Annotated in this window: 23 protein-coding genes and 1 tRNA gene; 12 read left to right on the top strand and 12 right to left on the bottom strand. The window is 48.9% G+C overall.

From position 1 onward, the window contains the following. Positions 1-232: 232 nt before the first annotated feature. Together murI and ychF are read right to left on the bottom strand one after the other, a co-directional pair. Positions 233-1,051 carry a glutamate racemase gene (gene murI, locus CFERDRAFT_RS05830; RefSeq protein ID WP_006366262.1) on the bottom strand — a complete coding sequence of 273 codons (819 nt, stop codon included), beginning with the start codon at positions 1,049-1,051 and terminating at the stop codon, positions 233-235. A gap of 96 nt (positions 1,052-1,147) precedes the next feature. Continuing rightward, the gene (gene ychF, locus CFERDRAFT_RS05825; RefSeq protein WP_006366261.1) at positions 1,148-2,239 is read right to left on the bottom strand and encodes a redox-regulated ATPase YchF; all 1,092 of its coding nucleotides are present in this window, start codon (positions 2,237-2,239) and stop codon (positions 1,148-1,150) included. A gap of 123 nt (positions 2,240-2,362) precedes the next feature. Between ychF and cmk the strand changes: the two genes are divergently transcribed. Together cmk and rpsA are read left to right on the top strand one after the other, a co-directional pair. Next, complete coding sequence (cmk, locus tag CFERDRAFT_RS05820; protein ID WP_006366260.1) at positions 2,363-3,064, top strand: (d)CMP kinase; 702 nt, start codon at positions 2,363-2,365, stop codon at positions 3,062-3,064. An 84-nt stretch (positions 3,065-3,148) separates the two neighbouring features. After that, positions 3,149-4,939, top strand: a complete 1,791-nt coding sequence (gene rpsA / locus CFERDRAFT_RS05815; RefSeq protein ID WP_006366259.1) for a 30S ribosomal protein S1 — start codon at positions 3,149-3,151, stop codon at positions 4,937-4,939. Between the two features lie 94 nt (positions 4,940-5,033). On the opposite strand, the gene era is transcribed toward rpsA, so the two are convergent. After that, a complete protein-coding gene (gene era / locus CFERDRAFT_RS05810; protein WP_006366258.1) occupies positions 5,034-5,951 on the bottom strand; it encodes a GTPase Era in 918 nt (305 codons plus the stop codon). Between the two features lie 92 nt (positions 5,952-6,043). On the opposite strand from era, the gene rodA reads away from it, so the two are divergent. Then, on the top strand, positions 6,044-7,267 hold the full coding sequence (gene rodA / locus CFERDRAFT_RS05805; protein ID WP_006366256.1) for a rod shape-determining protein RodA: 1,224 nt from the start codon (positions 6,044-6,046) through the stop codon (positions 7,265-7,267). A 72-nt stretch (positions 7,268-7,339) separates the two neighbouring features. On the opposite strand, the gene CFERDRAFT_RS05800 is transcribed toward rodA, so the two are convergent. Continuing rightward, entirely contained in the window at positions 7,340-7,795 is a 456-nt protein-coding gene (locus tag CFERDRAFT_RS05800) for a hypothetical protein (RefSeq protein WP_006366255.1), read from the bottom strand. A 178-nt stretch (positions 7,796-7,973) separates the two neighbouring features. Here CFERDRAFT_RS05800 and mtaB point away from each other — a divergent pair, with 178 nt between their 5' ends. Next, the gene (gene mtaB / locus CFERDRAFT_RS05795) at positions 7,974-9,335 is read left to right on the top strand and encodes a tRNA (N(6)-L-threonylcarbamoyladenosine(37)-C(2))-methylthiotransferase MtaB (RefSeq protein WP_040433277.1); all 1,362 of its coding nucleotides are present in this window, start codon (positions 7,974-7,976) and stop codon (positions 9,333-9,335) included. A gap of 58 nt (positions 9,336-9,393) precedes the next feature. Then, positions 9,394-9,927, top strand: coding sequence for an adenine phosphoribosyltransferase (locus tag CFERDRAFT_RS05790; RefSeq protein ID WP_006366253.1), 534 nt, complete (start codon positions 9,394-9,396; stop codon positions 9,925-9,927). 274 nt (positions 9,928-10,201) lie between these two features. Here the strand turns inward: CFERDRAFT_RS05790 and CFERDRAFT_RS05785 are convergent, their stop codons facing one another. The 3 genes from CFERDRAFT_RS05785 to ftsH are packed head-to-tail and all read right to left on the bottom strand — an operon-like array spanning position 10,202 to position 12,933. Next, positions 10,202-10,510 carry an HU family DNA-binding protein gene (locus CFERDRAFT_RS05785; RefSeq protein WP_006366252.1) on the bottom strand — a complete coding sequence of 103 codons (309 nt, stop codon included), beginning with the start codon at positions 10,508-10,510 and terminating at the stop codon, positions 10,202-10,204. A gap of 36 nt (positions 10,511-10,546) precedes the next feature. Continuing rightward, positions 10,547-10,951: a sulfite exporter TauE/SafE family protein gene (locus CFERDRAFT_RS05780; protein ID WP_269479152.1), complete on the bottom strand. Its 405-nt coding sequence runs from the start codon at positions 10,949-10,951 to the stop codon at positions 10,547-10,549. Then, a complete protein-coding gene (gene ftsH / locus CFERDRAFT_RS05775; RefSeq protein WP_006366250.1) occupies positions 10,948-12,933 on the bottom strand; it encodes an ATP-dependent zinc metalloprotease FtsH in 1,986 nt (661 codons plus the stop codon). The genes CFERDRAFT_RS05780 and ftsH overlap by 4 nt, the downstream gene beginning before the upstream one ends. A 249-nt stretch (positions 12,934-13,182) precedes the next feature. Between ftsH and gltX the strand changes: the two genes are divergently transcribed. The 5 genes from gltX to CFERDRAFT_RS05750 all read left to right on the top strand — a co-directional run bounded on the left by gltX (position 13,183) and on the right by CFERDRAFT_RS05750 (position 18,160). After that, positions 13,183-14,703: a glutamate--tRNA ligase gene (gene gltX / locus CFERDRAFT_RS05770; RefSeq protein WP_006366249.1), complete on the top strand. Its 1,521-nt coding sequence runs from the start codon at positions 13,183-13,185 to the stop codon at positions 14,701-14,703. An 85-nt stretch (positions 14,704-14,788) separates the two neighbouring features. Beyond that, a tRNA-Phe gene (locus tag CFERDRAFT_RS05765) sits at positions 14,789-14,861 on the top strand. A 149-nt stretch (positions 14,862-15,010) separates the two neighbouring features. After that, entirely contained in the window at positions 15,011-16,141 is a 1,131-nt protein-coding gene (locus CFERDRAFT_RS05760; protein WP_006366248.1) for a carotenoid 1,2-hydratase, read from the top strand. 174 nt (positions 16,142-16,315) lie between these two features. Continuing rightward, positions 16,316-16,861 (top strand): QcrA and Rieske domain-containing protein, encoded by a 546-nt coding sequence (locus CFERDRAFT_RS05755; protein ID WP_006366247.1) that lies wholly within the window; start codon positions 16,316-16,318, stop codon positions 16,859-16,861. 36 nt (positions 16,862-16,897) lie between these two features. Continuing rightward, positions 16,898-18,160 carry a cytochrome b gene (locus CFERDRAFT_RS05750; RefSeq protein ID WP_006366342.1) on the top strand — a complete coding sequence of 421 codons (1,263 nt, stop codon included), beginning with the start codon at positions 16,898-16,900 and terminating at the stop codon, positions 18,158-18,160. A 105-nt stretch (positions 18,161-18,265) separates the two neighbouring features. Here CFERDRAFT_RS05750 and CFERDRAFT_RS05745 read toward each other — a convergent pair whose 3' ends face one another. The 5 genes from CFERDRAFT_RS05745 to CFERDRAFT_RS05725 form a co-directional block, all read right to left on the bottom strand. Continuing rightward, positions 18,266-21,775 carry an alpha-amylase family glycosyl hydrolase gene (locus tag CFERDRAFT_RS05745; RefSeq protein ID WP_040433275.1) on the bottom strand — a complete coding sequence of 1,170 codons (3,510 nt, stop codon included), beginning with the start codon at positions 21,773-21,775 and terminating at the stop codon, positions 18,266-18,268. 211 nt (positions 21,776-21,986) lie between these two features. Then, the gene (locus tag CFERDRAFT_RS05740) at positions 21,987-22,376 is read right to left on the bottom strand and encodes a hypothetical protein (RefSeq protein WP_006366338.1); all 390 of its coding nucleotides are present in this window, start codon (positions 22,374-22,376) and stop codon (positions 21,987-21,989) included. Beyond that, positions 22,360-22,761: a phage holin family protein gene (locus CFERDRAFT_RS05735; protein WP_156778012.1), complete on the bottom strand. Its 402-nt coding sequence runs from the start codon at positions 22,759-22,761 to the stop codon at positions 22,360-22,362. The genes CFERDRAFT_RS05740 and CFERDRAFT_RS05735 overlap by 17 nt, the downstream gene beginning before the upstream one ends. Before the next feature lie 22 nt (positions 22,762-22,783). After that, positions 22,784-23,059: a hypothetical protein gene (locus CFERDRAFT_RS05730; protein ID WP_006366333.1), complete on the bottom strand. Its 276-nt coding sequence runs from the start codon at positions 23,057-23,059 to the stop codon at positions 22,784-22,786. 113 nt (positions 23,060-23,172) lie between these two features. After that, a complete protein-coding gene (locus CFERDRAFT_RS05725; RefSeq protein ID WP_006366331.1) occupies positions 23,173-23,910 on the bottom strand; it encodes an SDR family NAD(P)-dependent oxidoreductase in 738 nt (245 codons plus the stop codon). Positions 23,911-24,223: 313 nt separating this feature from the next. On the opposite strand from CFERDRAFT_RS05725, the gene CFERDRAFT_RS05715 reads away from it, so the two are divergent. Both CFERDRAFT_RS05715 and CFERDRAFT_RS05710 read left to right on the top strand, forming a co-directional pair. Further along, the gene (locus CFERDRAFT_RS05715) at positions 24,224-24,949 is read left to right on the top strand and encodes an ABC transporter ATP-binding protein (protein ID WP_006366329.1); all 726 of its coding nucleotides are present in this window, start codon (positions 24,224-24,226) and stop codon (positions 24,947-24,949) included. Positions 24,950-24,978: 29 nt separating this feature from the next. Beyond that, positions 24,979-26,517 (top strand): hypothetical protein, encoded by a 1,539-nt coding sequence (locus CFERDRAFT_RS05710; protein WP_006366328.1) that lies wholly within the window; start codon positions 24,979-24,981, stop codon positions 26,515-26,517. The last annotated feature ends 6 nt before the right edge of the window (positions 26,518-26,523 follow it).

The following is a 26,523-nucleotide window of genomic DNA, read 5'->3' as shown; positions in this document are numbered from 1 at the left end:
GATTAAGGTCAATAGGAAAAGTCAAAAGTAACAACTGTGACGGCAAAAGGCAAAGGTGAAAAAGAGGGGAGTGGCTCTTTCCGGTATTAGGGCACCTCTATTTATTGTCGTGAGAAGCCCGAGAACAAGGCGGATGGAGCACAGAAACCGGAGTGTACAGGTTGTACATGAGGATTTCGTGCACCACCCAACGCAGTAATCGGGTTTCGGAATAAATAAATAGAGGTGCCCATTATACCTCAACCAATTCAACATCCGGCAGCTCCGAACCCATAAAAAGCTGGTAGAGCTGGCTGAATTTCTGAGGCAGATCGCTCACCAGCAGGTGAGGAACTGACGGGGTTGCAGCAGCGTTGAGCAGAGCGGACTCGGTGAGAAGCTCTTTTGTTTTGAGGGCAACCGCTTCTGCCGAGTCGATTATGCGGATGCCGGGTCCGACAATGTCAGCAATCACCCGCTTAAGGATCGGGTAGTGTGTGCAGCCGAGTACCAGGGTATCGATATCATGCTTGCGGATCTCTGCCAGATACTCCCCGGCAATGAGTTTTGTGGCAGGGTGGTCAATAAAGCCCTCTTCGGCGAGCGGAACAAAGAGCGGGCAGGCTTTTGAAACCACAGCACTCTCCTCATTCAGCAGGTTGATCTCCCGTGCGTAGGCGTTCGAGCAGACCGTCGCCTGGGTTCCTATAACCCCGATGCGGTTGTTTCCGGTCACCTGCACAGCCAGTTCAGCGCCGGCTTTCAGAACGCCGATAACCGGGATGCCGCTGCACGATTTTTCAACCACATCAAGAGCAAGGGCAGAAACGGTGTTGCAGGCAACAATAATCAGTTTTGGCTGATAGCGCATGAGTATGGCGGTGTCGTCAGCGGCGTACTTGCGGATGGTAATCTGGGATTTCGGTCCGTAGGGAACGCGAGCCGTATCGCCGAAGTAGATAAGCCGTTCGGAAGGGAGTGCTGCACGTATGGCCTTGACCACGGTCAGCCCTCCGATACCGGAGTCAAAAATGCCTATCGGACTTTCAGGGGTGACTTTATGGTGCAGCATGGTTTAAACGATATAGTGCGCCGTAAAAAGTGATCTTTTAATCTTTATGGGACCCATAAGTCCTATAAGTCCTATAAGTCCCATAGGTCCTATTCTTCAAACATTGAATCGGAAGACTATAACATCCCCATCCTTAACAATATACTCCTTTCCTTCGGAACGGAGCTTGCCGGCCTCCTTGACCTTCTGCTCCGAACCGAGTTCAATCAGGTCATGGTAGAACATCACTTCGGCACGGATGAACCCCTTTTCAAAATCCGAGTGAATGGCAGCAGCAGCTTCTGGCGCGGCGGCACCCTTGCGGATGGTCCAGGCATGAACCTCCTTGACACCTGCGGTAAAATAGGTTTGCAGGCCGAGCAGGTCATAGGCGGTCTGGATCAGGCGGTCGAGACCCGACATCTTCAGTCCGAGGCTTTCAAGAAATTCCGGGCGATCCTCTTCGGGGAGTTCGGCAATATCGGCTTCTGTCTTTGCGCTGATAATGAGCATTTTCGAGCCTGATGCCGCGGCAATCTCGGCAACTTTCCTGGTATAGGCGTTTCCGTCAACAATATCATTTTCGGCTACATTGGCGGCAAAAAGGATCGGCTTGGTCGAGAGCAGGAAGAACTGTTTGGCCATCTCCTTCTCTTCATCCGTTTCAATCAGCTTGCGGGCAGGAATGCCTTCACTGAGGCCGCTGATGATCTTTTCAGCCAGGTCAACCTGCAGGAGCAGCTCCTTCTCCTTTTTGGCGTTTTTCCGCAGTCGCTCGATTCTGCGTTCCATACTGTCAAGATCGGCCAGCATCAGCTCCGTTTCAATGGTGATGATGTCATCTGCCGGGTCAATCCTGCCTTCAACATGGATAATGTTCTCGTCATCAAAACAGCGTACGACATGCACAATGGCATCAACCTCCCTGATATGAGAGAGGAACTGGTTGCCGAGTCCCTCGCCTTTGCTTGCACCTTTTACCAGTCCGGCAATGTCGACGATTTCAAGCGTGGTCGGCACCAGTGTCGGGGTTTTAACCACATTGGCGATCAACTGCATCCGCTCGTCCGGAACAAGGACTGTTCCTACATTGGGCTCAATGGTACAGAACGGGTAGTTGGCGGCTTCAGCCTGTTTGGCCGTGATGGCGTTGAAAAGCGTAGACTTTCCGACATTTGGCAGTCCTACAATGCCGCAGCGAAGTGACATAACAGAATAAGTTTATTGAATAGAGAGACCATTGCATTATGCGCATGGCTTTAACATGTAACCATTATGTTTGGAAAAAGCAAATATATTTTATAAAATGACAGGCCAAATTGGAATTTTACAGTGAAACAGGAAATCGGGAAAAAGCGTATCATTATCGCCATAGACGGGCCGGCTGCATCCGGAAAAAGTACGACAGCCAGAAAGGTAGCAGAGAAGCTCGGATACACTTATATCGATACCGGTGCAATGTACCGGGCAGTAACCTTCAAGGCACTCAGAGAGGGCGTTCTTGAAGGATTGCGACGCTCTCCCGGGAGCGTTTCCGGTTTGCTTGATACGATTTCCATAGAGTTCAGGGGCGACCGTGTCATTCTTGACGGCAGTGATGTTACTGCCGAGATCCGCGATAACCGGGTGAGCCGTGAGGTGAGTTTTATCAGTTCACTCAAACCTGTTCGTGACCGGCTCCGTCGGATGCAGCAGGATCTTGGCCGACAGCGCGCAGTGGTCATGGATGGTCGCGACATCGGAACGGTTGTGTTTCCCGATGCTGAACTGAAGATATTTCTTGTTGCTGATGCCCGCGAAAGGGCAAAGCGGCGGTATGCCGAGCTGCTTCTGAAGTCTCCGGAAGGCGCGGAACTGCCGGATCTTGATCTGCTTGAGGATGAAATAAAGCAGCGTGATGAGGAAGATACCCTGCGGGAGCACGCTCCGCTGAAAAAACATCCTGATGCCGTTGAAATTGATACATCGGATTTAACTATAGAGAGTCAGGTAGAGAGAGTATACACGCTTGCTCTTGCTGCCGGGACGAAGTGACGTTATTTTTCATCAACCATAAAACCACATGCTGTAATCTCTCGCGGCAAGCTGGCTAATTCAAAGAGAGGAAGGAAAAAATTAATGGCAGAAGCATTTACATCACAGGACAAAAAGGTCAAGGAAAGACCCGCAAGGAAAAAAATCAAGGTTTTTGCACACTACGAAGCCGCTGAACTTGCACAGATGGAGCAGCTCTATTCGAGCACGCTGAATGAAATTACCGAAGACGAGATTGTAAAGGGAAGAATCGTTTCGATATCCAACAAGGATGTCACGATTGATGTCGGCTTCAAGTCGGAAGGCATCGTCTCCCTGCTTGAGTTCCGCGATGACGATGAGGTCAAGGTAGGCGATGATGTTGAAGTGTACCTTGAGAACATTGAGGACAAGATGGGCCAGCTCATTCTTTCAAAGAAGAAAGCTGACGTCCTGAGAATCTGGGACAAGATCTATGATTCAATTGAAAATGATACCATCATCAACGGAAAGATCATCAACCGCGTCAAGGGCGGTATGACCGTCTCTCTCTCCGGTGTTGAGGCATTCCTTCCCGGTTCGCAGATCGATGTCAAGCCGGTTCGTGACTTTGATGCGCTTGTCGGTCAGACCATGGACTTCAGGGTTGTCAAGATCAATCCGGTTACACAGAATATTGTTGTCAGTCATAAAGTTATCCTCGAAGAGGAGTACGCTGCACGTCGTGAAGAGATGCTTGCCAATATCAAGGTGGGTATGGTGCTTGAGGGTACAGTCAAGAACATTACCGACTTCGGTATCTTCGTCGATCTCGGCGGTCTTGACGGCCTGGTGCACATCACCGATATCACCTGGGGCAGAATCAATCATCCTTCAGAGGTTGTTGATCTTGATCAGCCGATCAAGGTTGTTGTTGTCGGCTTTGACGAGAACACCAAGAGAGTCTCTCTCGGTATGAAGCAGCTTGAGTCACATCCGTGGGAAAATATCGAGCTCAAGTATCCTGTCGGTTCAAAAGCACAGGGTCGTGTTGTATCCATTACCGATTACGGCGCTTTTGTCGAAATCGAGAAGGGTATCGAAGGTCTTGTTCACATCTCCGAGATGAGCTGGACACAGCACATCAAGCATCCGGGTCAGTTCGTTACTCTTGGTCAGGAAGTGGAGTGTGTAATCCTCAATATCGACAAGGATCATACCAAGCTTTCGCTCTCCATGAAGCGTGTCAACGAAGATCCATGGATTGCGCTTTCCGAGAAGTATATCGAGAACTCCCTGCATAAGGGAACAGTCAGCAATATCACCGATTTCGGTGTCTTTGTCGAGCTTGAGCCCGGAGTTGACGGTCTGGTTCACATTTCCGACCTCTCCTGGACCAAGAAGATCCGCCACCCAAGTGAACTGGTCAAAAAGAACCAGGAGCTTGAGGTCAAGGTGCTCAAGTTTGACGTACACGCACGTCGTATTGCTCTCGGTCACAAGCAGATCAATCAGGATCCGTGGGACGAATTCGAACAGAAGTATGCTGTCGGAGCCGAAACCCCCGGTGAGATTTCACAGATCATTGAGAAGGGCGTTATCGTCATCCTCCCTGGTGATGTGGACGGATTTGTTCCGGTATCACACCTCCTTCAGGGCGGAGTGAAGGATATTCACTCTTCGTTCAAGATTGGTGACGGGCTGCCGCTTCGGGTCATTGAGTTTGACAAGGAGAACAAGCGCATCATTCTTTCAGCTCTTGAGTATTTCAAGGACAAGAGCAAGGAAGAGATCGAAGCCTACCTGCTGGCTCATCCGAATGAGAAAAAGGAGATTGAGGCGGCAACTGCCGAGCTTGAGCCCCCGATCAAATCGGCTGACAAAAAAGCCGCAGAACCGAAACCGGCAGAGAACTAAGGTTCACTGCTGATTACACAGTACATGAGAAAAGCCCCGCAAGTCGGGGCTTTTCTCATTCAGGCACTTTTTTTTGTGGTGCCTTTTTATTTTTTTAGTATCCGTAGCTTTTCAGATAGTTCTGATTCTTCCTCCAGTCCGGGCGGACCTTGATGAAGAGTTCAAGGAAGACCGGCCTTCCGAGCAGCTCCTCGATATCCTTTCTTGCGGTCTGACCGAGTTTTTTCAGGGCAGCCCCCTTGCTGCCGATCAGGATCTGTTTCTGGGTCTCACGCTCAACAATCACCGAACAGCGGATCAGATCCTTTCTTTTCGGATCATCTTCATGCTGCTCGCGGAACTCATCAATGACCACCTCGGTGGAGTAGGGAACCTCACGGCCATAGAGCAGAAATATCTTTTCACGGATGATTTCGCTAACAAAAAACCGTTCCGGAGCAGTGCTGAGTGTGTCTTCCGGATAGAGCGGGTAGTTGAGCGGGAGATATGGCTGAATGGTGTCAATGAGGGCGGGGAGGTTACTCCCTTTCAGGGCTGAAACCGAGAGGACGGCAGCAGGGTTCCAGGTTTTCCGGACAAACGCTTCAGCTTCCCGCTGACGCTCCTCGGTGACAAGGTCACTTTTGTTGAGCACGGCAATAATCTTTTTTCCCGCAGGCTTCAGCCAGCTGCTGAAGAGCTCTTCAGCGAACTCCCGGTCAAAAAACTCCTTTTTGCCGGAGTAGGGAAGAAGGGCGATCACGATATCGGCATCTTTGAGGGTTTCGCGGATGATGCCGAGCATGGACTCGTGCAGTTTCTGCTGCGGCTTCATGATTCCCGGTGTATCAAGAAAGATAATCTGGCACTTGTCGTTGTGATAGATACCGGTGATTTTCTTTCTTGTTGTTTGCGGCTTGGGTGTTACAATAGAGAGTTTATAGTCGAGCAATTCGTTGAGCAGGGTGGATTTGCCGGCATTGGGCGGACCGATGATAATGGCGAAACCGCAGGAAAACTTTGTGGCAGTCATGTTTTTTTTATGAAGTGTTCAATCGCTTTACACAATACTATACTAAATTATAGTCTCTGAAGATAATGCAAACAGGGCAATACAACTGATCAATGCAAAAACAAAGCGAGCTTGATAAATGGCTTTTGCTTCCCATGGCCGGACTGATTGTTCTCGGCTTGATGGCGGTTTTCAGTGCAACACATGGCAGCGGTGATCCGACACTCTTTTACCGGCAGTTTGTATGGTGCATTATCGGTGTTGCTGCGCTGGCGTTTGTCTACTATAATGATGTGCGTGTTATAAGGGATAACTCCTATCTCTTTTACATGATCGGCATTCTCCTTCTGGTGGTGGTGCTGATTTTCGGAAAAAAAATTGCCGGCCAGACCAGTTGGGTGAGAATCGGATTTTTCAGCTTTCAACCCTCTGAAATAGCCAAAATGGCCACTATTCTTGCCTTGTCACGATTTCTTTCCGATGATGATACCGATATTCTCTCCATACCCCACCTCATGATTGCACTCGGCATTCCGCTCCTTCCCGCCCTGCTTATCATGATGCAGCCCGATATGGGTACGACGCTTACCTGTCTCTCTTTTATTGCACCGATGATAATTATGGCCGGCTTTGATATCTATATTCTTATGCTGCTTGTTTTTCCTGTTCTGCTTATGCTGACCGGTTTTATCAATATCTATGCCGTTATTGTTCTTTTTCTTTTGCTCTTTGCTCTGCTGGTTTTTGTCAGGAAGAAATATCAGATGCATCAGTTGTTTGTTTTTCTGTCAGGTCTTGTTGCCGGAATATTTACCAACCGGTTTGCAGCTGAAATACTGAAGCCGCATCAGATGAAAAGGATTCAGACTTTTCTTGATCCCATGTCTGATCCCCAGGGAGCCGGATACAATGTTCTTCAGGCAAAAATAGCAATAAGTTCGGGCGGGCTTTTAGGTAAAGGATTTCTGCATGGAACACAGACACAGCTCCGTTTTATTCCTGCTCAATGGACAGATTTTATTTTTTGTGTTATTGCTGAAGAGTTGGGATTTCTTGGTGCAGCGATTTTGATTGCCTGTTATCTTGTACTGATTCTCAGATTGATATGGGCAATCTTCTCAATTAAAAACAGGTTTGTCGAACTGACGCTTGCCGGTTTTGTTTCATTGTTGTTTATCCATGTTGTCATCAATATCGGCATGACCATCGGTCTTATACCGGTTATCGGCGTTCCTCTGCCTTTTGTCTCCTACGGCGGTTCTTCGCTTGTGGGTAATATGATTATGGTTGGACTTGCCCTGAATTTTTTCAGGAACAAAAGAAATCTGGGGTATTAAACGAAAAGATTATAACAGAAAACGCACCGGGGTGCGTTTTCTGTTTCTGGCTTCTGCGGGTGGTTTTGTGTGTTACTTTATCTTGTAAACAAATCGTTTGCCATCCTTTCCGGCAGGTACCCGGTCGATTTCAGGGTCGTTTACTCCATATTTGTTGAACCAGAGACTGACCGTTGTGCCTTTGGTATTGAGGCCTTCGGCTATCTCTCGCGGTTTAAAGGTTTTTTGAGGATTGGCGCGGAGCAGATCCTTGATTGACATACCCAGCTGGCCCCGGCTGAATTTTGCCGTGCCCGCCGGTTGCGGTACACCCCCTTCAAGTTTTGAGAGATTTGCCTCAAGCTTCTTTATAATACCGGCAAGTTCCTCTTCCAGTGGCCTTATTTTTTCCTGATATTCCTGTTGAATAAAGGTGATTTTAGCCTGAAGATTCTTTTTTTCTTCAACGAGTGACTGGAAGTGGTCTATTCTTCGAATGAAAATATCATATTTATCAGGTGACCCTGAATCCTTTTTGAGGGTGCTCATCGTACTATATAGTTATGTTTGAAAGAGTAGTATAAGAGATCGGTTTTATCAATTCATAAAAATATAGAATAATATATTTTTGCCTGCAAGATGTGCTCATTGTGATTTGTATTTTTATGCCGGTTATATTTTTTTGGCCAATATGCGTTTTTTGCCCTCATATTGATGCATGAGTTATATGAGTGATTATCCTATGAAAAGAGTTGCCGCTGTTACCCTTGGATGCAAGTTGAACTATGCTGAAACATCATCCATACTTGAGAGCTTATGCAGTCAGGGCTGGAAGCAATCATCAATCGAAGAGGGTGCTGAACTTATTATTATTCATACTTGTGCAGTTACGGCACAGGCTGAAAAGAAATGCCGTCAGAAAATCAGAGGGATCATACGGAATAATCCTGACAGCAGAATAGCCGTTATAGGATGTTATGCACAGTTGAATCCGGATGCGCTTTCAGCAATAAAAGGTATTGATGCAATTCTTGGAAGCAAAGAGAAGTTTGCTATAAAATGGTATGACGATATTATGGCCGGTGCCGTATCGCTTCCATTGGTAAAGGTGTCACAACATGGGCTGAAGGATGCTGTCTACCCCGGTTACTCTTCAACTTCTGTAGAGGGGCATGACAGAACAAGAGCATTTCTGAAAATACAGGATGGATGTGATTCTGGTTGTTCCTACTGTACGATTCCACTGATCAGGGGGCGATCAAGATCGCTTCCGCCGGATGAGATCGTTGCCCGGGCCATGATACTTGCTTCGTCCGGATACCGTGAGATTGTGCTGACCGGGGTTAATATCGGTGATTATCTGGAGAACGGAATCGGGCTCCCGGAGCTGCTACGCCGCCTTGAAAAGGTTCCTGTCAGCCGTATTCGCATCAGTTCCATAGAGCCTGATGTTGTGGACAGCGAGTTCATAGAACTGGTTGCGAACTCGAAAACCATTGTTCCTCATCTGCATATTCCTCTTCAGAGCGGTTCTGATCGCATTCTCAAAGCTATGCGTCGCCGCTATGATACAGCGCTATACCGGGAGAGAGTAAGCGGGGTTGCAGCGCATATCTCCGATTGTTCGATCGGAGCGGATGTGATGGTTGGCTTTCCCGGTGAGAGCGAGGAGGATTTTCTTCAGATCTGCCGGTTTATTGAAGAACTTCCACTTGCCTATCTGCACGTATTCAGTTGTTCCATTCGACCCGGAACCGCTCTTGCGCGTCAGACAGCGAGCCGGGAGCTTATTGCGGTTGCTCCGGCAGAAATTGCCCGGAGAAGCAGGGTGCTGAATGATCTTGGACGCCGCAAGGAGGCGGCATTCAAGGAGCGCTATATCGGGACGAAGTGTATGGTGCTTTTTGAAGAGTGCCGGCAGGAGATCAATGGCATCCCGCAATCCTGCGGATACAGCCGTAACTATCTTCGGGTGCTGGTCGACAGAGCCGGCAGAGGAGAGGAGTACTCTCTTGTCGGAAAGGAGCTGCCGGTGCTGATTGAGAGGCTGGATGAGGATTTGAATTTACAGGGGAGACTGTTATCTTGACTTTTAATTTTTTTACTGGCCTCACCAAGCTGTCATCAACAATTAAATCCTGCAATCCATGCCTATTAAATCCCGTATCCGTTCGATTCCCGATTATCCGAAAAAAGGGATTCTCTTTCGTGATATTACCACCCTCATCAAGGACCCGGTGGGTTTCAGGCTGGTTATCGATAATCTGACACAGCACTATCTGCTGAACGGTGTTGATTTTGATGTGATTGTGGGCATTGAGGCACGGGGTTTTATTATCGGCGGAGCACTCTCCTATACGCTCGGCAAGGGGTTTGTGCCGGTCAGAAAACCGGGTAAGCTTCCTGCAGATGTTGTCTCCCAGGAGTATGAACTTGAATATGGTACCGACAAGATTGAAATTCATGTGGATGCTCTCAAGCCCGGCCAGAAGGTTCTGCTCGTAGATGATCTGCTTGCTACCGGAGGAACAGCTCTTGCTGCGGCAGCTCTGGTTGAAAAGGTCGGTGGTGTTGTTGCTGAAATGGCTTTTATCGTGAACCTTCCCGATATCGGAGGGGAGCGAAAAATTCTTGAAAAAGGATACAGTGTCTACTCGCTTACCGATTTTGAGGGAGAGTAACGATTGCGGTGAGTGGTAACGCGAGTGCAACCACTCCTGCTTTCCGGTCAATAAAGGGTCATTTTCGGGAACCTGGCAGAGCACTTTTTAGAAGCTGAACATCATGAAACGGCAGTTCAGGCTGCCGTTCATTTTTTACACTTGCCGGATTGCCGGGTAGCGTATCGTCTTGTTTGGGTCAAGAAGCGTACCGATCAGAAATAAAAAACCCTAAGCCCTCTGTGTTGAGCCCGAAGTGCTGTATGGTTAATACGGAGCAGTTTCTCTCTTGAAACTATTCGCTACCGGATTTCAGACTCTCGCTTACAGCATGCTTGAACTCTTTTGAAATCTTGAACGTCGGTACGTTTTTCGGATCAACCGTCACTTTTTCACCCGTTCTCGGGTTGCGTGCCTGCCGCAAATTCTTGTACCTGATGTTGAAAGAGCCGAACCCCCTGATTTCAATCCGTTTTCCGGATTTCAGTGAGTCAATGATGCTCTCAAACAGGCAGTCAACGACAGATTCTGTTTCGTTTTTCGTCAGACCTGTTCTGTGGGCAATAACATTGACCAGATCAGCTTTTGTGGTTGTGTTTCCCATAGTGATAAATGGCTTAGGTTATTGTTATGTATCAGCTTATTTAAACCACATTTGAAGAGCAACAATTCCCATAAAAATTGCAAAGGCTTTCCGGAGTATATCGCCCGGCATCTGTGCGGCTATTTTTGCGCCGAAAAAAGCACCGGCAAAAAGCCCGGCAGCTACAATCAGCCCTATCCAGATGTTCTCCGCTGAAATTTTCCCGGCACGATAATACTCTATGACGCCGAGCACTCCGACCGGGAGCAGCAGAGCAATCAGTGACGTTCCGACAGCACTCTGCTGCGTCATACCGAAGAGCAGTACCATTGCCGGTACAATGATCACGCCACCGCCGACTCCGAACATTCCGGAGAGCAGTCCTGCAAAAGTTCCGATAGCAAGCAGAGCAACAAGCTGCATACGTTTCTCTTCTCCCGATTTCCCTTTTTGGTGGCTTATGATGTTGCCAGGCCCACAGCACGCTCTGTATGGCCTATAATTTCCGCGATCTCCTTCGCATTGAGCGACTCTTTTTCAATGAGGAGTCCGGCAAGCCGATGGAGAATATCCCGGTTTTCACTGAGAATCTTTCTGGCATTTTCCATGCACGACATAATGATGTTACGGACTTCCACATCAATCTGAAGGGCGGTCTCTTCACTGTATTCGCGTATATGGGAGTAATCCTTGCCGAGAAAAACCTCCTTGTGACTGTCGCCATAGTTAATCGGACCGAGCTTGTCGCTCATTCCCCACTGCCGCACCATTCTGCGGGCGATATCGGTGGCTTTCTCAATATCGTTTGCCGCGCCGGTGGTGCTCTCCTGAAAAACAAGCTCCTCTGCCACTCTTCCTCCGAGGGCATAGGTGATCATGGCTTGCAGGTACTCGCGGTTATGGGTGTAGCGGTCCTCAAGTGGCAGATAAGCCGTCAGGCCGAGACTGCGGCCTCTTGGAATGATCGTCACCTTGTGAATGGGATCTGATCCCCTGGTATAGCTCGCAACAAGAACATGACCGGCTTCATGATATGCGGTAAGTTTTTTCTGCTCGTCCGAAATAATCATGCTTTTTCTTTCGGGTCCCATAAGAATCTTGTCGCGAGCCTGCTCGAAATTATCAGCGGAAATAAGATCCTGTCCGTTGCGTGCGGCCAGAAGTGCAGCTTCATTAACAAGATTTGCCAGGTCGGCTCCTGAAAATCCCGGAGTGCTTTTAGCCTGGACGCTGATATCGACATTTTCTCCAAGAGGTGTATTTCGGGTATGGATTTTCAGGATGGCTTCACGCCCCCGTATATCGGGTTTGTCTATGGTGATCTGGCGGTCAAAGCGTCCCGGTCGAAGCAGGGCAGTGTCAAGCACATCAGGGCGGTTTGTTGCGGCAATAAGGATCACATTCTCGCTTGTGGTAAATCCGTCCATCTCAACAAGGAGCTGGTTCAGAGTCTGCTCCCGCTCATCATGACCTCCTCCGAGACCTGCGCCACGGCTTCTGCCAACAGCATCAATTTCATCAATAAAAATGATGCAGGGCGAATTTTTCTTTGCCTGTTCAAACAGGTCACGTACCCTTGCTGCGCCAACGCCAACAAACATTTCCACAAAATCAGCTCCGGAGATCGAGAAAAACGGAACCTTTGCCTCTCCGGCAATGGCTTTGGCCAGAAGCGTTTTTCCTGTGCCGGGAGGGCCGAGCAGGAGTACACCTTTTGGGATTTTCCCGCCGATTTTCTGAAATTTTTCAGGATTTGTCAGAAACTCAACTGTCTCCTGCAGCTCTTCAACCGCTTCGTCAACCCCGGCAACATCCTTGAAGGTGGTTTTTACATCAAATTCGCTTACAAGTTTTGCCCGGCTCTTGCTGAAGCTGAAAATGTTTTTGGCCTGGGCGCCGTTTTGACTGTTCATGCGCCTCATGAGGAGAAAATAGATCACTCCAAAGATGATCCAGGGGGCAAAGAGGACGAGAAAGGTATTCAGGCTGCCGGAACCGTTCTCTACATTGAGTCTGATGCCCTGGTCAGTGAGGAGGTCGGCCTGTTCGGTAGTGAATGAGGGAACCCGTACGGAAAAACGGTCGCTTTGCAGCGATGTTCTGTTGGCAAGCGTCAGTTGGATTGAGTTTTTCAGCTTTACATTCAGCAGAGCCGACTTATCCTCCATGGTCTTGACGGTCACCTCGCTTACCAGGGTTCTTGACAGAACGGAACGGTATTCGTTATAGGTGATTTCCGGGCCTTCGCTGCCTGAGAAAAATCGCTGGAAAACAAAGAGCATTATCAGTGCAACCATCATAAAGAGGAGAAAACGGGGGAACTTCCCCTGCGGGCTTTCGCCTTTTCCCTGAAACCATCCGGGATTGCGATCTTCATCGTTCACCGGCTTGAATCTGTTTCGGGAATCATCTTTTCCTGACTTCTTAACAGGATTTTCAGCCATAAAGTGGTGGAGTTATGATATAAAATCTAACTTACTACAGTTAAAGTAATTAAAAGAAGAACTGCAATGGAAAACAAAAAGTTTATTTAAACAGCCATTCCTGAGATCGATTTGCCGCTCATCACTCTGCTTCAGGCATTTCGGGTTAATCTTTTATCATTCAGTCTGAAAAAAGCAGCTACTTTTTCTTAAATTCATTGCTCTTGCGATAGTTCACTGTCAATTAACAATAACAGTACGACGCTCATTATGGTTGTTAAAAGGGTCAGGACCAGGTTTGCACCTTCTCCCACAGGATATTTACATGTAGGCGGACTCAGAACCGCACTCTACAACTACCTGTTTGCAAAAAAAATGGATGGGGACTTCATTATCAGAATTGAAGATACCGATCAAACCAGAAAGGTTGAGGGCGCAGAGAAGAATCTTATCAGGATGCTTGAATGGGCAGGCATAATTGCTGATGAAAGCCCTGAACGCGGCGGAAATTTTGGCCCATACGTCCAGTCCGAGCGGCTTGACATCTATAAGAGCTATTGCGACCAGTTACTTGAAGACAACCATGCCTACTACTGTTTTGCAACTTCTGAAGAGCTTGAAGAGAACCGGCAGCTTCAACTGAAACAGGGACTTCAGCCTAAATACAACAGAAAATGGCTTCCTGAAGAGCTTGGAGGTTCAGTACCGGCAAGTGAAATCCGGAAGAAACTGGACGCAGGTGATCCCTATGTCATCAGGATGAAAGTGCCTGACTATGTCTCGGTATGGTTTGAAGATATTATCCGCGGCCCGATAGAATTCGATTCTGCTACGATTGATGACCAGGTGCTGATGAAGTCGGATGGGTTCCCGACCTATCACTTTGCCAGTGTCATTGATGATCATCTGATGGAGTTTACCCACATCATCAGGGGAGAGGAGTGGCTTCCATCCATGCCGAAGCATCTTCTTCTCTATGAATTTTTCGGTTGGGAGCCTCCGAAGGTTGCCCATCTCCCCCTCCTGCTCAACCCTGACCGATCCAAGCTCAGCAAGCGACAGGGTGATGTTGCTGTAGAGGACTATGTCCGCAAGGGTTACAGCAGTGATGCGATTATCAATTTTGTGGCCATGCTCGGATGGAACGAGGGAGAGGGAAGTGAGCAGGAAGTATACAGTATGCAGGATCTTATTGAGAAGTTTTCACTTGAGCGGGTTGGCAAAGCCGGTGCGGTATTTAATGTTGACAAGCTCAACTGGCTTGAAAAGCAGTATATCAAGCAGCGTCCTGCTGAGAAGATTCTCGGAGTTATCAAGCCTATTCTGGCGGCGGAACTTGAACAGAGAGTCTCGCTGATGCCGCTGGAGGTCATCACCGGTGATGAGTATCTGAAAAAAGTGATTGAGCTGATGCGTGAGCGGGTCGGATTTGAGCATGAATTCGTGACCTTCTCTCCCTACTTCTTTTTTGAACCGGACTCCTATGATGAAGAGGCGGTCAAAAAAAGGTGGACGGCGGATACCAATGAGCTGTTACGGGAATTTACCGATATACTCTATGCTCTTGAATCGTTCAGCGCAGAGAATATCGAGGTAAAGCTCAAGGAGTTCGTTGCTCCGAAAGGGCTGAAAGCTGCGGCACTTATCCATCCGTTGAGAATTCTTGCCTCCGGTGTCAGTTTCGGCCCGAGCCTCTATCATATGCTTGAAGTACTTGGCAAGGAGACGGTACTGCGCCGTATTCTGAAAGGGATTGAACTGATTACGTTTTCAGAATTGCCCCTGGAGTAACCGTGCTTGCAGAGGCTGCTTCCGGGTTTTTGTTTTTTCTTTTGGTGAAAAAAAATTTATTTCTATATTTTGCCTCTTGTTGGATGGACAGGTAGCTCAGTTGGTAGAGCAAAGGACTGAAAATCCTTGTGTCGGGGGTTCGATTCCCTCTCTGTCCACATCGGTTAACCGTTGTTTCACTGATACTGCTCCGCTGCGACTATTCAATGTCCTCTTCTTTCTCCCTGCTTTGTCCAATTCCATGTCGTGCCGTGTCACGCAAGGCATTCTGCAATGTATCATGGTCTGAACACTATCAGCATGCAGTATGAACATTACCACTGAATCAAGTCAGGAACTCTGGCATGACATGCAGGAGCCGGGGGCTTACGAGTGGTGGTATTTTGATGCTGAAGACCGAGAGAGCGGTCTCTCCTTTGTGCTTATCTGGTTTTCCGGTTTCCCCTTTTCCCCATACTATACCACTCATTACGAAAACTGGAAAAATCGTTTAACCACCGAACTTCCCCTGGCGTCCGACTATGCCGGTTTCAGTTTTCAGTTGTATGAACATGGAGTGGAAACCCTGAATTTTATCAGGGAAGGGCGTGCCGGACTGTTTGAGAGCAGCCGATCGGATATCGGTGTCCGGTTCGAAAAGAACCGGTTTTCCTTTAATCCCCTGACTGACGAGTACCTGCTTGATATCGATTTCCTCTTTCCCGCCCGAAGAAAAGCAGTGAAAGCCTCACTGCTCTTCAAAGCGTCCCGAAGAGTTGTCTATGAAAAAAAAGACAGCAACAATCACGGAAAAGTACCGCTCCACCAATGGCTTTTAAGTGTGCCGAAGGCTGACGTTCAGGGGTCAATCGCCATTACGGAACTGCAAAGCGGCAAGCTGAGCACGATCCCGGTCAGAGCAACCGGATATCATGATCATAACTTCGGCGCCGTTCCGATGCAGGAGTATATTTCCCGATGGTACTGGGGCCGTGCCTTTTCCGATGCCTTTGACCTCATCTATTATGCTATCTATTTCAGGAACAACGAGTATCAGCCTCTTACCCTGCTGCTTCTGCATGATAACGAACGTGAAACGGCAACTATTTATGACACCGTTAAAATCTGTGAAAGCAATTTCAGAAAAGGCTTTTTTTCACCGCGTCACAGCATGAATCTTGCGCTGAAGGATGAGCAGGTTTTTCTGAACATCCATAACGACAGGGTTCTGGACGCAGGACCGTTTTACCTGAGGTTTTCCTCGAAGCTATCGTTGCAGATTGACGGACGGATGATTGATGGAATAAGCGGAATATCGGAGTTTCTTGACCCGGTTCGTCTTCAGTCTAAATTTATGCGTTTTTTCACCAGAAGCCGGATATGGAGGGATGGAGAGTATTCGGTGATGTACAGGACCTATAATGGTTTTAAACGGTTTATTGATTGGAATAATAAGTGAAAAAATTATAAATTCACACATCATTCAGGCCCGCCGAGTCAGGCCTGAACTCTGCTTTTTTACCGTATATCGGTATATTGGCCGGGCAGAGAGAGCCGGATATTAATGAAACTGCCGGGCGGTTTTTACCTTTTTGATTTTATAACAATACTCTTAATAAGGAGATAGATCGTAATGGCACAACAAGGTAATTTCAAGAGCCCGACAAGGCTGGGCACACTTGGAGATGGTGCTCCACTCTCATCACCCGGATCAATTTCCGCCGGCAAGCCGCGTGAAGAGGGATTGAAAGGAGTCGACTTCGAACGTCGCAGTTTTCTCGGAAAAGTGGTTGGTGGCATCGGTGCCGCCGTAGCTGTTTCGACACTCTATCCTGTAGTAAAATATCTTATTCCGCCAGTATCCACAGTTGCAAGCAAGAATGAAATTGTTGTTGGCAAAGCCTCCGATGTTCCGGTCAACAGCGGTAAAATCTATCAGTTCAACAAGGACAAGGTTCTCGTTGTCAACAATAATGGAACCCTGACGGCAACAAGCGCCGTTTGCACGCATCTCGGATGTCTTGTGCATTGGGACAGTGCCGCCAATATTATTGCCTGCCCCTGTCACGGTGCAAAATACAAAGAGACCGGTGAAATCATTTCCGGCCCGCAGCCTCTGCCACTGCCTCAGTTCAAGGTCAGGGTTGAGGGTGAAGATCTGATTGTCACGAAAGCGTAACTTTTTAATTATTGAAAACCAACGGAGTCAGGAAATATGGCTGAAAACAATGAGAACGCTTTGGCAGGAAATGCTCCGGCCAAACCGAAACCCGCTGCTCCGGGTGCCGCAAAGCCGGCAGTTCCAGGCGCAGCCAAACCCGCTGCTCCGGTCGCCGCAAAGCCGGAAGCCCCGAAAGGCGGAGTCTACAAACCACCGGTAGAACGTCCGGATCCAAACCCATACAAGGATTCACGCTGCTGCTCTTTCAATGCATGGTTTGCCGAGCGATTCCAGGTTCTTGTCCCGGTTATTGATTACCTGAAGAAAAAAGAGGTTCCCAAGCACCGTCACTCGTTCTGGTACTATTTCGGCGGCCTTACTCTATTCTTCTTCCTTCTCCAGATCATTACCGGTCTGCTGCTCTTGCAGTACTACAAGCCGACTGAAGCGGAAGCCTATGCTTCATTTGTCTTTATCCAGAAAGAGGTCTCCTATGGCTGGCTTATCCGCCAGGTTCATGCATGGTCGGCCAATCTTATGGTGTTCTCGGTATTTATTCACATGTTCAGTACCTTCTTCCTGAAGTCCTACCGTAAACCCCGTGAGTTGATGTGGCTGAGCGGATCAGTGCTTTTTGTGCTCACCCTCGGTTTCGGATTTACCGGGTATCTGCTTCCATGGAATGAGATCGCCTACTTTGCCACACAGGTTGGTACTGAAGTACCCAAAGTGGTTCCCGGCGGTGCATTTTTTGTCGATATTCTTCGTGGCGGCGAACAGGTTACCGGTGAAACCCTTACCCGTATGTTCTCGCTGCACGTTGTGCTGCTTCCGGGTCTGTTGCTGCTTCTGCTTTCAGCCCATCTGCTTCTCGTTCAGGTGTTTGGTACCTCAGCTCCGATCGGTTACAAGGAGTCCGGACGTATCAAAGGCTATGAGAAGTTTTTCCCGACCTTTCTTGCCAAGGATGCAATCGGCTGGATTCTCGGTTTTGTTCTGATTATTTATCTTGCCGTGGTTTTCCCGGGAGAGATTGGTCTGAAAGCCGATCCGCTCTCACCGGCACCTCTTGGTATCAAGCCTGAGTGGTATTTCTGGGCTCAGTTCCTGCTCCTGAAAGATTTCAGCTTTGAGAACGGAGAGTTCTATGCCATCATCTTCTTCACGGTAGGAGCTATTTTCTGGGCACTTGTTCCCTTTATTGACAAGCGCGCATCACGCGAAGAGAAAAGCCCGGTCTTTACCATCATCGGTATTCTCTACCTTGCAGCTCTGCTTATCAACACCTATCGTGTTTTTGCCGAGTATGGCCTGTAAGTGAACGCTATTCTCTATACCAAAGCGAAAAGCCCGGATCAACCGGGCTTTTCGCTTTTTGCCAACTATCTATCGAGAAGCGTGTGAGGGAGAGAGGCGCAATGCTCAGTGCTTCTCCCGCAGCAGTTCCCCCATCTCATATCCTGCAAGGAATGCCTGCATCTCAAGGCGTTCTTCTGCTTCTACCCACACGGTAATCGAACCTGCGGTACGCTCTTCCGGTGCAGCCTCAGCCGGGAGATCCGGTTCCTGCAGCAGTGTCAGCAGCGCGAACCATGCGGTGAGCACACTGAAGCGGTGTTCACGGAACCACTGCTTTCCATGCCGCTCGTCAAACTGGAGCATCCGGCCAAAATGGCTGTTGTCAGTTGATGCAAGTTTTTTCAGCATGATAAAGAAGCAGGCCTCAGGATCTTTCAGGTCAAGCTCGGGCAGCGGTGTGAGCAGGCAGCAGAGCAGGTCGGGCAGGTTATCACCGGGAATCCCGATAACTCCTTTTTCAGGATAGAGTGCAGCAAGGGCATCGCTTATCAGGAGGTCGTCGATAATGTTCGCCCGCAATACTCCGGCTGATTGCAGCATCTCCTGCAGAGCATTGAGCAGAATCCAGTGACGGATTACGGTGTAGTATCCTGATTCATTCTCTTCAATCAGAGCCAGTGCCGTCCGGATTTTCCTTGACTCTGCCTGCAGGGGCAACCGGGTTGCAAGATCCAGCGCTTTGCGGTAGAGAAGTGTTGCCTGTGCAGCAAGCTTTTCAGAATCGCCGATGACGGGTATTTCCATAAGTTCGCTGAACTGAACCGAAACCGTTGTAAGCAGTGCTGTGAGGTTTTTTTCAAACACCGCAATTGTCTCTTCAGAGAGTTGTGCTTCTTTCCGGGGGATAAACTGTTCATCAGCAAGATCTGCCGTGATGATCCTGTGCAGAGGAGTGAGGCTCATGGTGAGTGCTGCACGATCAATTGATTCCACTCCCGCGCCGTTCAGTTCAAGCGACACTCTGTCGTAGGGCATCAGTTTTGACGGGCGAACCTCCCTGAAGTCAACGAATACATTGTATTTGTATCCGCTAAGAGCAACCATAAGCCCCTGCCCGGCAATCTCCCTGTTTGAACGGATGAACTCCATGCCGCTGGCATGGTCTCTGAAAATAACAAAGGTTCCTTCCTCATGGCTGAGAAGAAGACCCTCAGCCAGTGAGCTTTGGCGGATCTCGTCATGCTGGCGGTAGCCGACCGATCTGTTGACCCACCCTGTTGCCTGTTCAAAGCAGTTGTTGAATATCACCAGAGCCTTTTCACTGCCAAGGCGATTGGAATAGGCAAAAATATTTTCATTGACCGATCCTTCAGGCGAGTAGACATCATAAAGGAAAAAGTTGCACACTTCTGCAAAAAGCGGCCGCTTTTTCATGATGGGAAATATCTCCCTGTAGTGACGGTTGACAAGGTTTTCGTCCGGCTGTTCGTCGTAATAAGCTTTGGCGTACTCCATCCCGTATTTTTCGGTAAAACCTTCAACCTGTCCGTGACCGAACATCGGCAGACCGGGCATGGTGAGCATCATCACGCATACTCCGAAATATTTATCCCCCCGGCCGAACTGTGCAATTGCGGTATCCTCGTCAGGATTATTCATGAAGTTGACATAGCGCTTGAGGATCTCTGCGTCAAATTCGAGAGTATTCTTGATCAGATAACGGTAACTGGCATTATCCTCTTTTTTCAGCATGTGCATGAAGGCGCTGTTATAGACCCTGTGCATGCCGAGCGTACGGACAAAATAGCCTTCAAGCATCCAGAAGGCCTCTGCAAGCAGAAGGGTGTCGGGTACTTCACGCTGGATGCGGTCAACTACTTCCCTCCAGAACTCTTCGGGTATGGCTGCATCAAACTCAGCCATGCTCATGGAGTTGGAGGAGCGCGATGGAACACCGGCACTGTGTCCGTGAAGGGGAAACCAGAGGCGCTGTATATGCCGTTTTGCCAGCACCATGGCGGCATCAAAACGGATAATGGGAAACATCCTTGCAACGTGGAGGATCTGCTGAATAACACCCTCTCGAACCTCCGGGCTGAGAAAGTTAAGCTGGGCAGTATCATTCCATGGCATATTGGTACCGTCATTGCCATGGTAAATATATCGGGTATCGCCGCTCAGATAATCAACACGCTTGAAGGTTACAGCCGCATCGGTTCGGTTCCAGTAGCCATCTTCAAGGTAGATGCCGTAACGTGAGTCGCTGCTTAGGTTAGGCCCGTTGTAGGAGTAATTGTAATAGGGTGGTGTATCGGCCGAAAGAAACCAGTCCGGCGAGTTGCGCACCAGTTCGGAATCCATTCCTGTATGATTGGGAACCATATCGCTGGCAAGACGAATGCCGCGGCTGCGGGCTCTGTTTCGGAGGTTCAGATACCCTTCATAGCCGCCTATATCGTCGGAAATATCATATTTTTCAAGAGCATAGGCCGATGCTTTCGCTTCCGGGTTGCCATGCAGCTGTTTGATTTTCTGTGAAGCATGGCTTCGCTGCCAGAGTCCGATAAGCCAGAGAGCTGTAAACCCCCGGTCAGCCATAGCGTCAAGCTCGGCGTCAGGAATATCCTGCAGGCGGTGGATCGGCTGGTGGTAGATTTTGCTGAGCTGGTCGAGCCAGACATAGGTGCTTTTTGCAAGCATCACCACCTCCGGCATCCATGAGGAGTCAGTGGAATAATTTGCCGGCGCATCATCAAGAGAGTCGTAGCTCGGAATGTGTGCCTCTTTTTCAAACGAGTACTCCTCCCTTCCTGCTTCACGCTCTTTGGCTATCTGCTCGAAAAAGAGATATTTATCCTCATCCTCGATAAAATCTATGGCACCGTCAAGCAACTCCCAGAACGGGGAGTCTCCAAGCAGTTCGCCCCAGTTGAGCCTTATATAGCGAAGCTGTTCAAGGATGGATGCGGGTGAATGCCGTATCGGCTGGGTAAGGAGTTCAGCGAGATCCATATTATCAGGTCCAACCGGCCCCATGGCTTTCATTGAGCTCTGCATGGTCACAATCAACGTCCGGTAGGCCTGTTCACGCATCAGTGCACGGTCGGTTAACAGCTCGGAAAACTGGTCAAGTGCAGGATTCTGGTTATTGAGCCAGACAAGGAAGGACTCTTCAAGAACCCCGGCCCTGTTTCCCGGACGGTTCAGCCACTCCGAGGGAGTTTCGAATGCATCGTATATCTCCCGTGTAGGAAACGCGCTGACAAAGCGGGTCAGGTACTCTTCCGATTGTGTTCTGGAGAGTTCCGCCTCAAGGTTGTTGTATACCTTTTCCAGAAGGTCCGGCTGTCGGGCCGCCATCGCTCTTGTCATAACATAGTGAAACAGCTCATGCAGCAGTTTCATGCCATGAAGCTGGGCGGGCAGAACAGGTTTTAGACCATCACCGCTCTTTTTTTTTAGGAAATCATTGATGATTGCCGCCTGTTTCTCGGCTTTGATAAAACTCTCCCTGCCGCCTGCAGGCAGCGAGAGAAACTCGGGATCGGTCAGATGAAAAAGGTCTCTGGCATTCCGGTTGACATAAAAGTGCTCTTTATTCTGAAACAAGGGAGGATTCTGCTTGATTGTCATAATTGGAAAGCAATGCCAAAGCATTAAGCCGGGTTAAGAGATAGCGCAGCTTTGTGGTTTTGAAAAGCCGGTACGGCAATACAGAAGGTACGGAATTTCTGAAATAAAAGTCATGCTCTCGTGCTGAAGCTCTGCAAGGCAGAGCTTTTTGTGAGGAGAAGAACTCTTGGCGGAGAGGTGAGCCTGGAGAGGAAACCCATTGATGATGAGGTTATCTGATTTTCTTGTCGATGTATCGCTGCAGGTAGGTAAATCCAAGATCCTTCGCGGAGCGAAGAATGTCCAGTCCTATTGCTGCCAGCGCGCTGCTATTCTGCGATGAAGATGACTCCTGTGCAACACAGGAGTCGGCCGGCAGCGTTTTCCGGGGGTTTCTCGGGCCCTTGAGAGCGCGTGTAACCAAAAAACCTGCAATAAAGGTCGTTGCGACAGCCTTGAGGGGATAGCGTCGGACCAGTTCAACAGGTGAAAGCTCGGCTTCCAGATCATCCTTGAACTGACGGCTTCTCGCTTTTATCTTTGCTTCCTTTTCAGTAATCGTGTTCTGAAGCTCTTCTATGCGTGCCTGAATGCCGGAGAGATGTTCATTTTTTGTAGTCATGGACCGATAGGAGAATGTTCTGGATCATGTTTCTTAAAAGCAGAGGCTTGATTTTTGCAAAAAACAGAAAGGATGAAAGGAAAATAAAGCTTACCAGCAGATAGCCCAGCCAGGTATGCCCGAGGAGTTCTCCTGCCAGAAGAGCCAGGGTTGTGATCAGATAGGCAAGGCCGATCAGCAGCACGACGCTGAGAATGACAACAGCGGAGAGCAGCGAAATTTTATCGGTCAGTTCAATCTTGACCAGTTCAATTTTTGCCTCGACAATATCAATGATATCTTCATAAGTTGATACTGCCGTCTCATTCAGGAGCTTATGTATTCCGGTGTTTTTGCGCGTCACCTGCGTGCTCTCTTTATGCTTTCCTCCCTCATGGTTCATCATATCCCTTCAGTTCAATGTCCTGTTATCGCTTTTTTCTGATGAGAAGCCCGAAAAAGGCACCTGCTCCCAAGGTATAGAGCAGTGCTTTTGCCGGGTATTTTCTGACATACTCCTTTGCTGTCTCAACACCCTCAAGAAGTTTGTCGTAGGATTCGCTCTCCCTGAGTCGGGCAAATATTTCAGAGAGGGTTTCACCGATCTCTTTTACCTGATCCGGAATACTTGTCTCCTGCTGCGATGTTTTTGCCGGTTCTTTCGGTTCACCGCTCTGTATGATCACCGGGACTTCCTGTTCCATAATTGTCTACAATCAGTTGATAAATTCCATTACAACGAGGTCTAAAGCAATATATAAAAACTCTGCGGTCTTTGCACGGCACTCTATCGTTCAGGAGGAGCGGGCTCTGCAGGCTACTGCAAAAGGCGCCCGCCGTCAACCGTGATGGTCTGGCCGGTGATATAGTCGTTTTCAAGAAGAAAGATGATGGTTCTGACAATCTCAAGCGGATCACCGAGCCGCTTGAGCGGTATTTTTCTGATCATCTCCTCTGCGGTGTCCATATCCCTGTCGGGGTTTATGGTCACCGTCCCTGGTGCTATAGCGTTGACCAGAATACCGGGAGCAAATGTTTTTGCAAAGATTCTGGTCAGATGGCGGATTCCTGCTTTTGATACCGTATAGGGGGCGAAATTTTTCCAGACCAGCTCGGCCGAGATATCGGTCATGGCTATGATGCGCGAAACAAAAGGCTGTTTCTGCATAATTTTTACCGCCTCCTGCATGGTGAAGAACGTACCCTTCAGATTGGTATCGACCAGACTGTCCCACTCTGCTTCGGTCACATCAGGCAACGGGGTACTGAAAAAATTTGAAGCACTGGTAATGAGCAGATCAAGCCGGTCGAACTGCTCGCGGAATGTTGCAAAAGCACTGGTGATCTCTCCGGTTTTTGCCATGTGGCACTGCACCATTCCCGATTCCGGACTTATCCAGCGGATCTTTTCAAGCAGCCCGGCAGCGGCCGCTTCAGAGGAGTGCCAGGTAAAGAAAACAGAGTAACCCTGCCCTGCAACCGAGAGCGCAATTTCACTGCCGAGTCGTCCGGATGCTCCGGTCATAAAGCATACTTTTCTGCCTGAGGTTGCCATCTTTATTCTGTTTAATCGCTGTTTCCGTAACACGCTCTTTCAGAGAGACGTGTCGACAGGCTCTCTCCGAATTTCGTTTACCATACTATAAATGTCGCAAAAATTGCGGCAACTTTTTTCAGGTATTTGCATGAATGAAATTTCTCTTCGTCGCTGAACTCCCAGAAGTCACTGATCTCCTTGTAGTCCTTTTCTTTAAGAGAGCAGCCTGTTTCGGAGGCTTTTTTGTTATTATATTATTCTTTGTATATCTGCTGAGTTGCATGGTTGCAACAGCTCGACCGGTAATCCAGAACAATGAAGGTGACATCTGATGGCTGAAACCATACTCCGGCTTGAAAACATCCGCCGGGAACTCGAACTCTCCAAAGATATTCGCCAGACCATCATTCCAAACCTTTCGCTTGAGATTCTGAAGGGAGAGTTTATTGCTATCACCGGTCCATCGGGTTCCGGCAAATCGACACTGCTCTATATGATGGGCGGGCTTGACAAACCGACACTCGGTACAGTCTGGCTTGACGGGGAGGAGATAACCGAAAAAAACGAGTCGGAGATGACCCGCATCCGCAATGAAAAGATAGGGTTTATCTACCAGTTTCATTTTCTTCTGCCCGAGTTCAATGCCGTTGAAAATGTGAGTCTTCCGATGATGATCAATGGACGGCGCAGCCGCAAGGAGATCAGGGAGCGGGCAATGCACCTGCTTGACATGGTGGAACTTCAGAACAAATATACCAACAAGCCAAGCCAGCTCTCAGGCGGTCAACAGCAGCGGGTTGCCATTGCAAGGGCTCTGGCCAACGAGCCAAAAGTGCTTCTTGGTGATGAACCGACCGGTAACCTTGATTCCCGATCAGCAGACAATGTCTACCAGCTTTTCGACCGGTTGAACCGGGAGTTAAGTCAGACCATTATTGTTGTGACCCACGATGAGGAGTTTGCCAACCGTGCAGGGCGGCGGATTCATCTTGTTGACGGAAAAATCGATAGTGACCGTCTGCTCAGAGCGTCAGCCGGGAAGCCGATTCAGGTGTGATCAATCAGACCCTTTTACAAACGTATGCTATGCCGTTGTCACTCGATCAAATAAAGCTTACCCATCCCCATCTCCACCGGGCATTTTCATTGCTTGATGATGGTGAGCAGCATCTTCAGCGGATCAGTGAACTCGACCGGTACTGGTCGCTTGTGAAGCATCCTGTCAGAGAGGTGATTTTGCCTGCAGAGCGGCTTCCCGCCGATGCGCGTATAAGCGGTGAATATGACCTCATCTATGCAGGCGGGACACTTGGTCTCCTGCATGCTGCCGTGATGGCAGGAACCTATGGCCGGAAGGTTATGGTTTTTGATCGCCGTCTGCCGGCAAAATCGACACGGGACTGGAATATTTCACGCCAGGAGTTGCTTAATCTCTCCACAACAGGCCTTTTTACCGAACAGGAGGTTGATTCCGTCATTGTCCGGAGCTACAAAACTGGATGGGTAGGGTTTTACAAGCCCGACGGCAGTCAGAAGCGGCTCTATATGGAAAATGTGCTTGATTGTGCGGTTGATGCCAACCGGCTGCTCGGCATGGCCGAGGCCAAAGTACAGGCCTTTCCGGGATGCAGGGTGGTTGCGGAGCGGTCGTTTATCGGTTGCTACCGGTTTGATGATCATATTGTTGTCGAGGTTGAGGATAACCAGGGAAAGAGCCTTTTCTACAGGGCGAAGGTGCTGGTCGATGTGATGGGCATCCTCTCTCCCGTTGCCATGCAGTTGAATGAGGGGATGCCCCAGACCCATGTATGCCCGACAGTCGGCACCATTGCAAGCGGTTTTGAAAATGCGGATTTCGATACCGGTGAAATTCTTGTCAGTACCGCGCCGGCCGATACCACTTCGGGAACCGGGAGGCAGCTTATCTGGGAAGGGTTCCCTGCAGAAGCAAGGCAGTATATCACCTATCTTTTTTTCTATGATGAGGTTGACTCCCCGAACGATAAATCACTTCTCGGGCTGTTTGAAACCTACTTCCGTACACTGCCTGAGTATAAAAAGCCCGGAAAGGATTTTGCGGTTCTCCGCCCGGTTTACGGTATCATTCCCGCCTACTATCATGATGGCTTTAACCGGACCAGAGAGATTGCTGATGACCGGATTATTCTCTTCGGGGATGCCGCTTCACTCGGCTCTCCGCTCACCTTCTGCGGCTTCGGATCCATGGTGCGCAACCTTTCTCATCTGACCGCCGACCTTGACCGGGCTCTCAGTGACAACAATCTCTCGAAAAGGCATCTCGAAAAGATCAGCGCCTATGAGCCAAATGTTGCATCGATGGCCAATCTTATGAAATATATGTGTTTTAACTCCGCCACCGATGAACCGAACTTTGTCAATGACATGATGAACGAGGTTATGATTGTGCTTGATGAACTGCCCCAGCACTATCGCCAGGCGATGTTTCGTGATGAAATGAAGATCGAGGAGCTTATTCATGTGATGCTTCGTGTGGCCTGGCGCTACCCCAGGGTACTGACGGCGACCTGGGAGAAACTCGGTATACAGGGCTCGCTTGGTTTTCTGAAAAATCTGGCCGGATGGGCCTGGTCTCCAGTCAGATAACCACTT

Origin of the sequence: Chlorobium ferrooxidans DSM 13031, assembly GCF_000168715.1 — a bacterium.
In the GTDB taxonomy this organism is placed as follows: domain Bacteria; phylum Bacteroidota; class Chlorobiia; order Chlorobiales; family Chlorobiaceae; genus Chlorobium; species Chlorobium ferrooxidans.
Note: the sequence above shows the minus strand (reverse complement) of the source record. Positions and strands in the feature narration are given on the sequence as shown.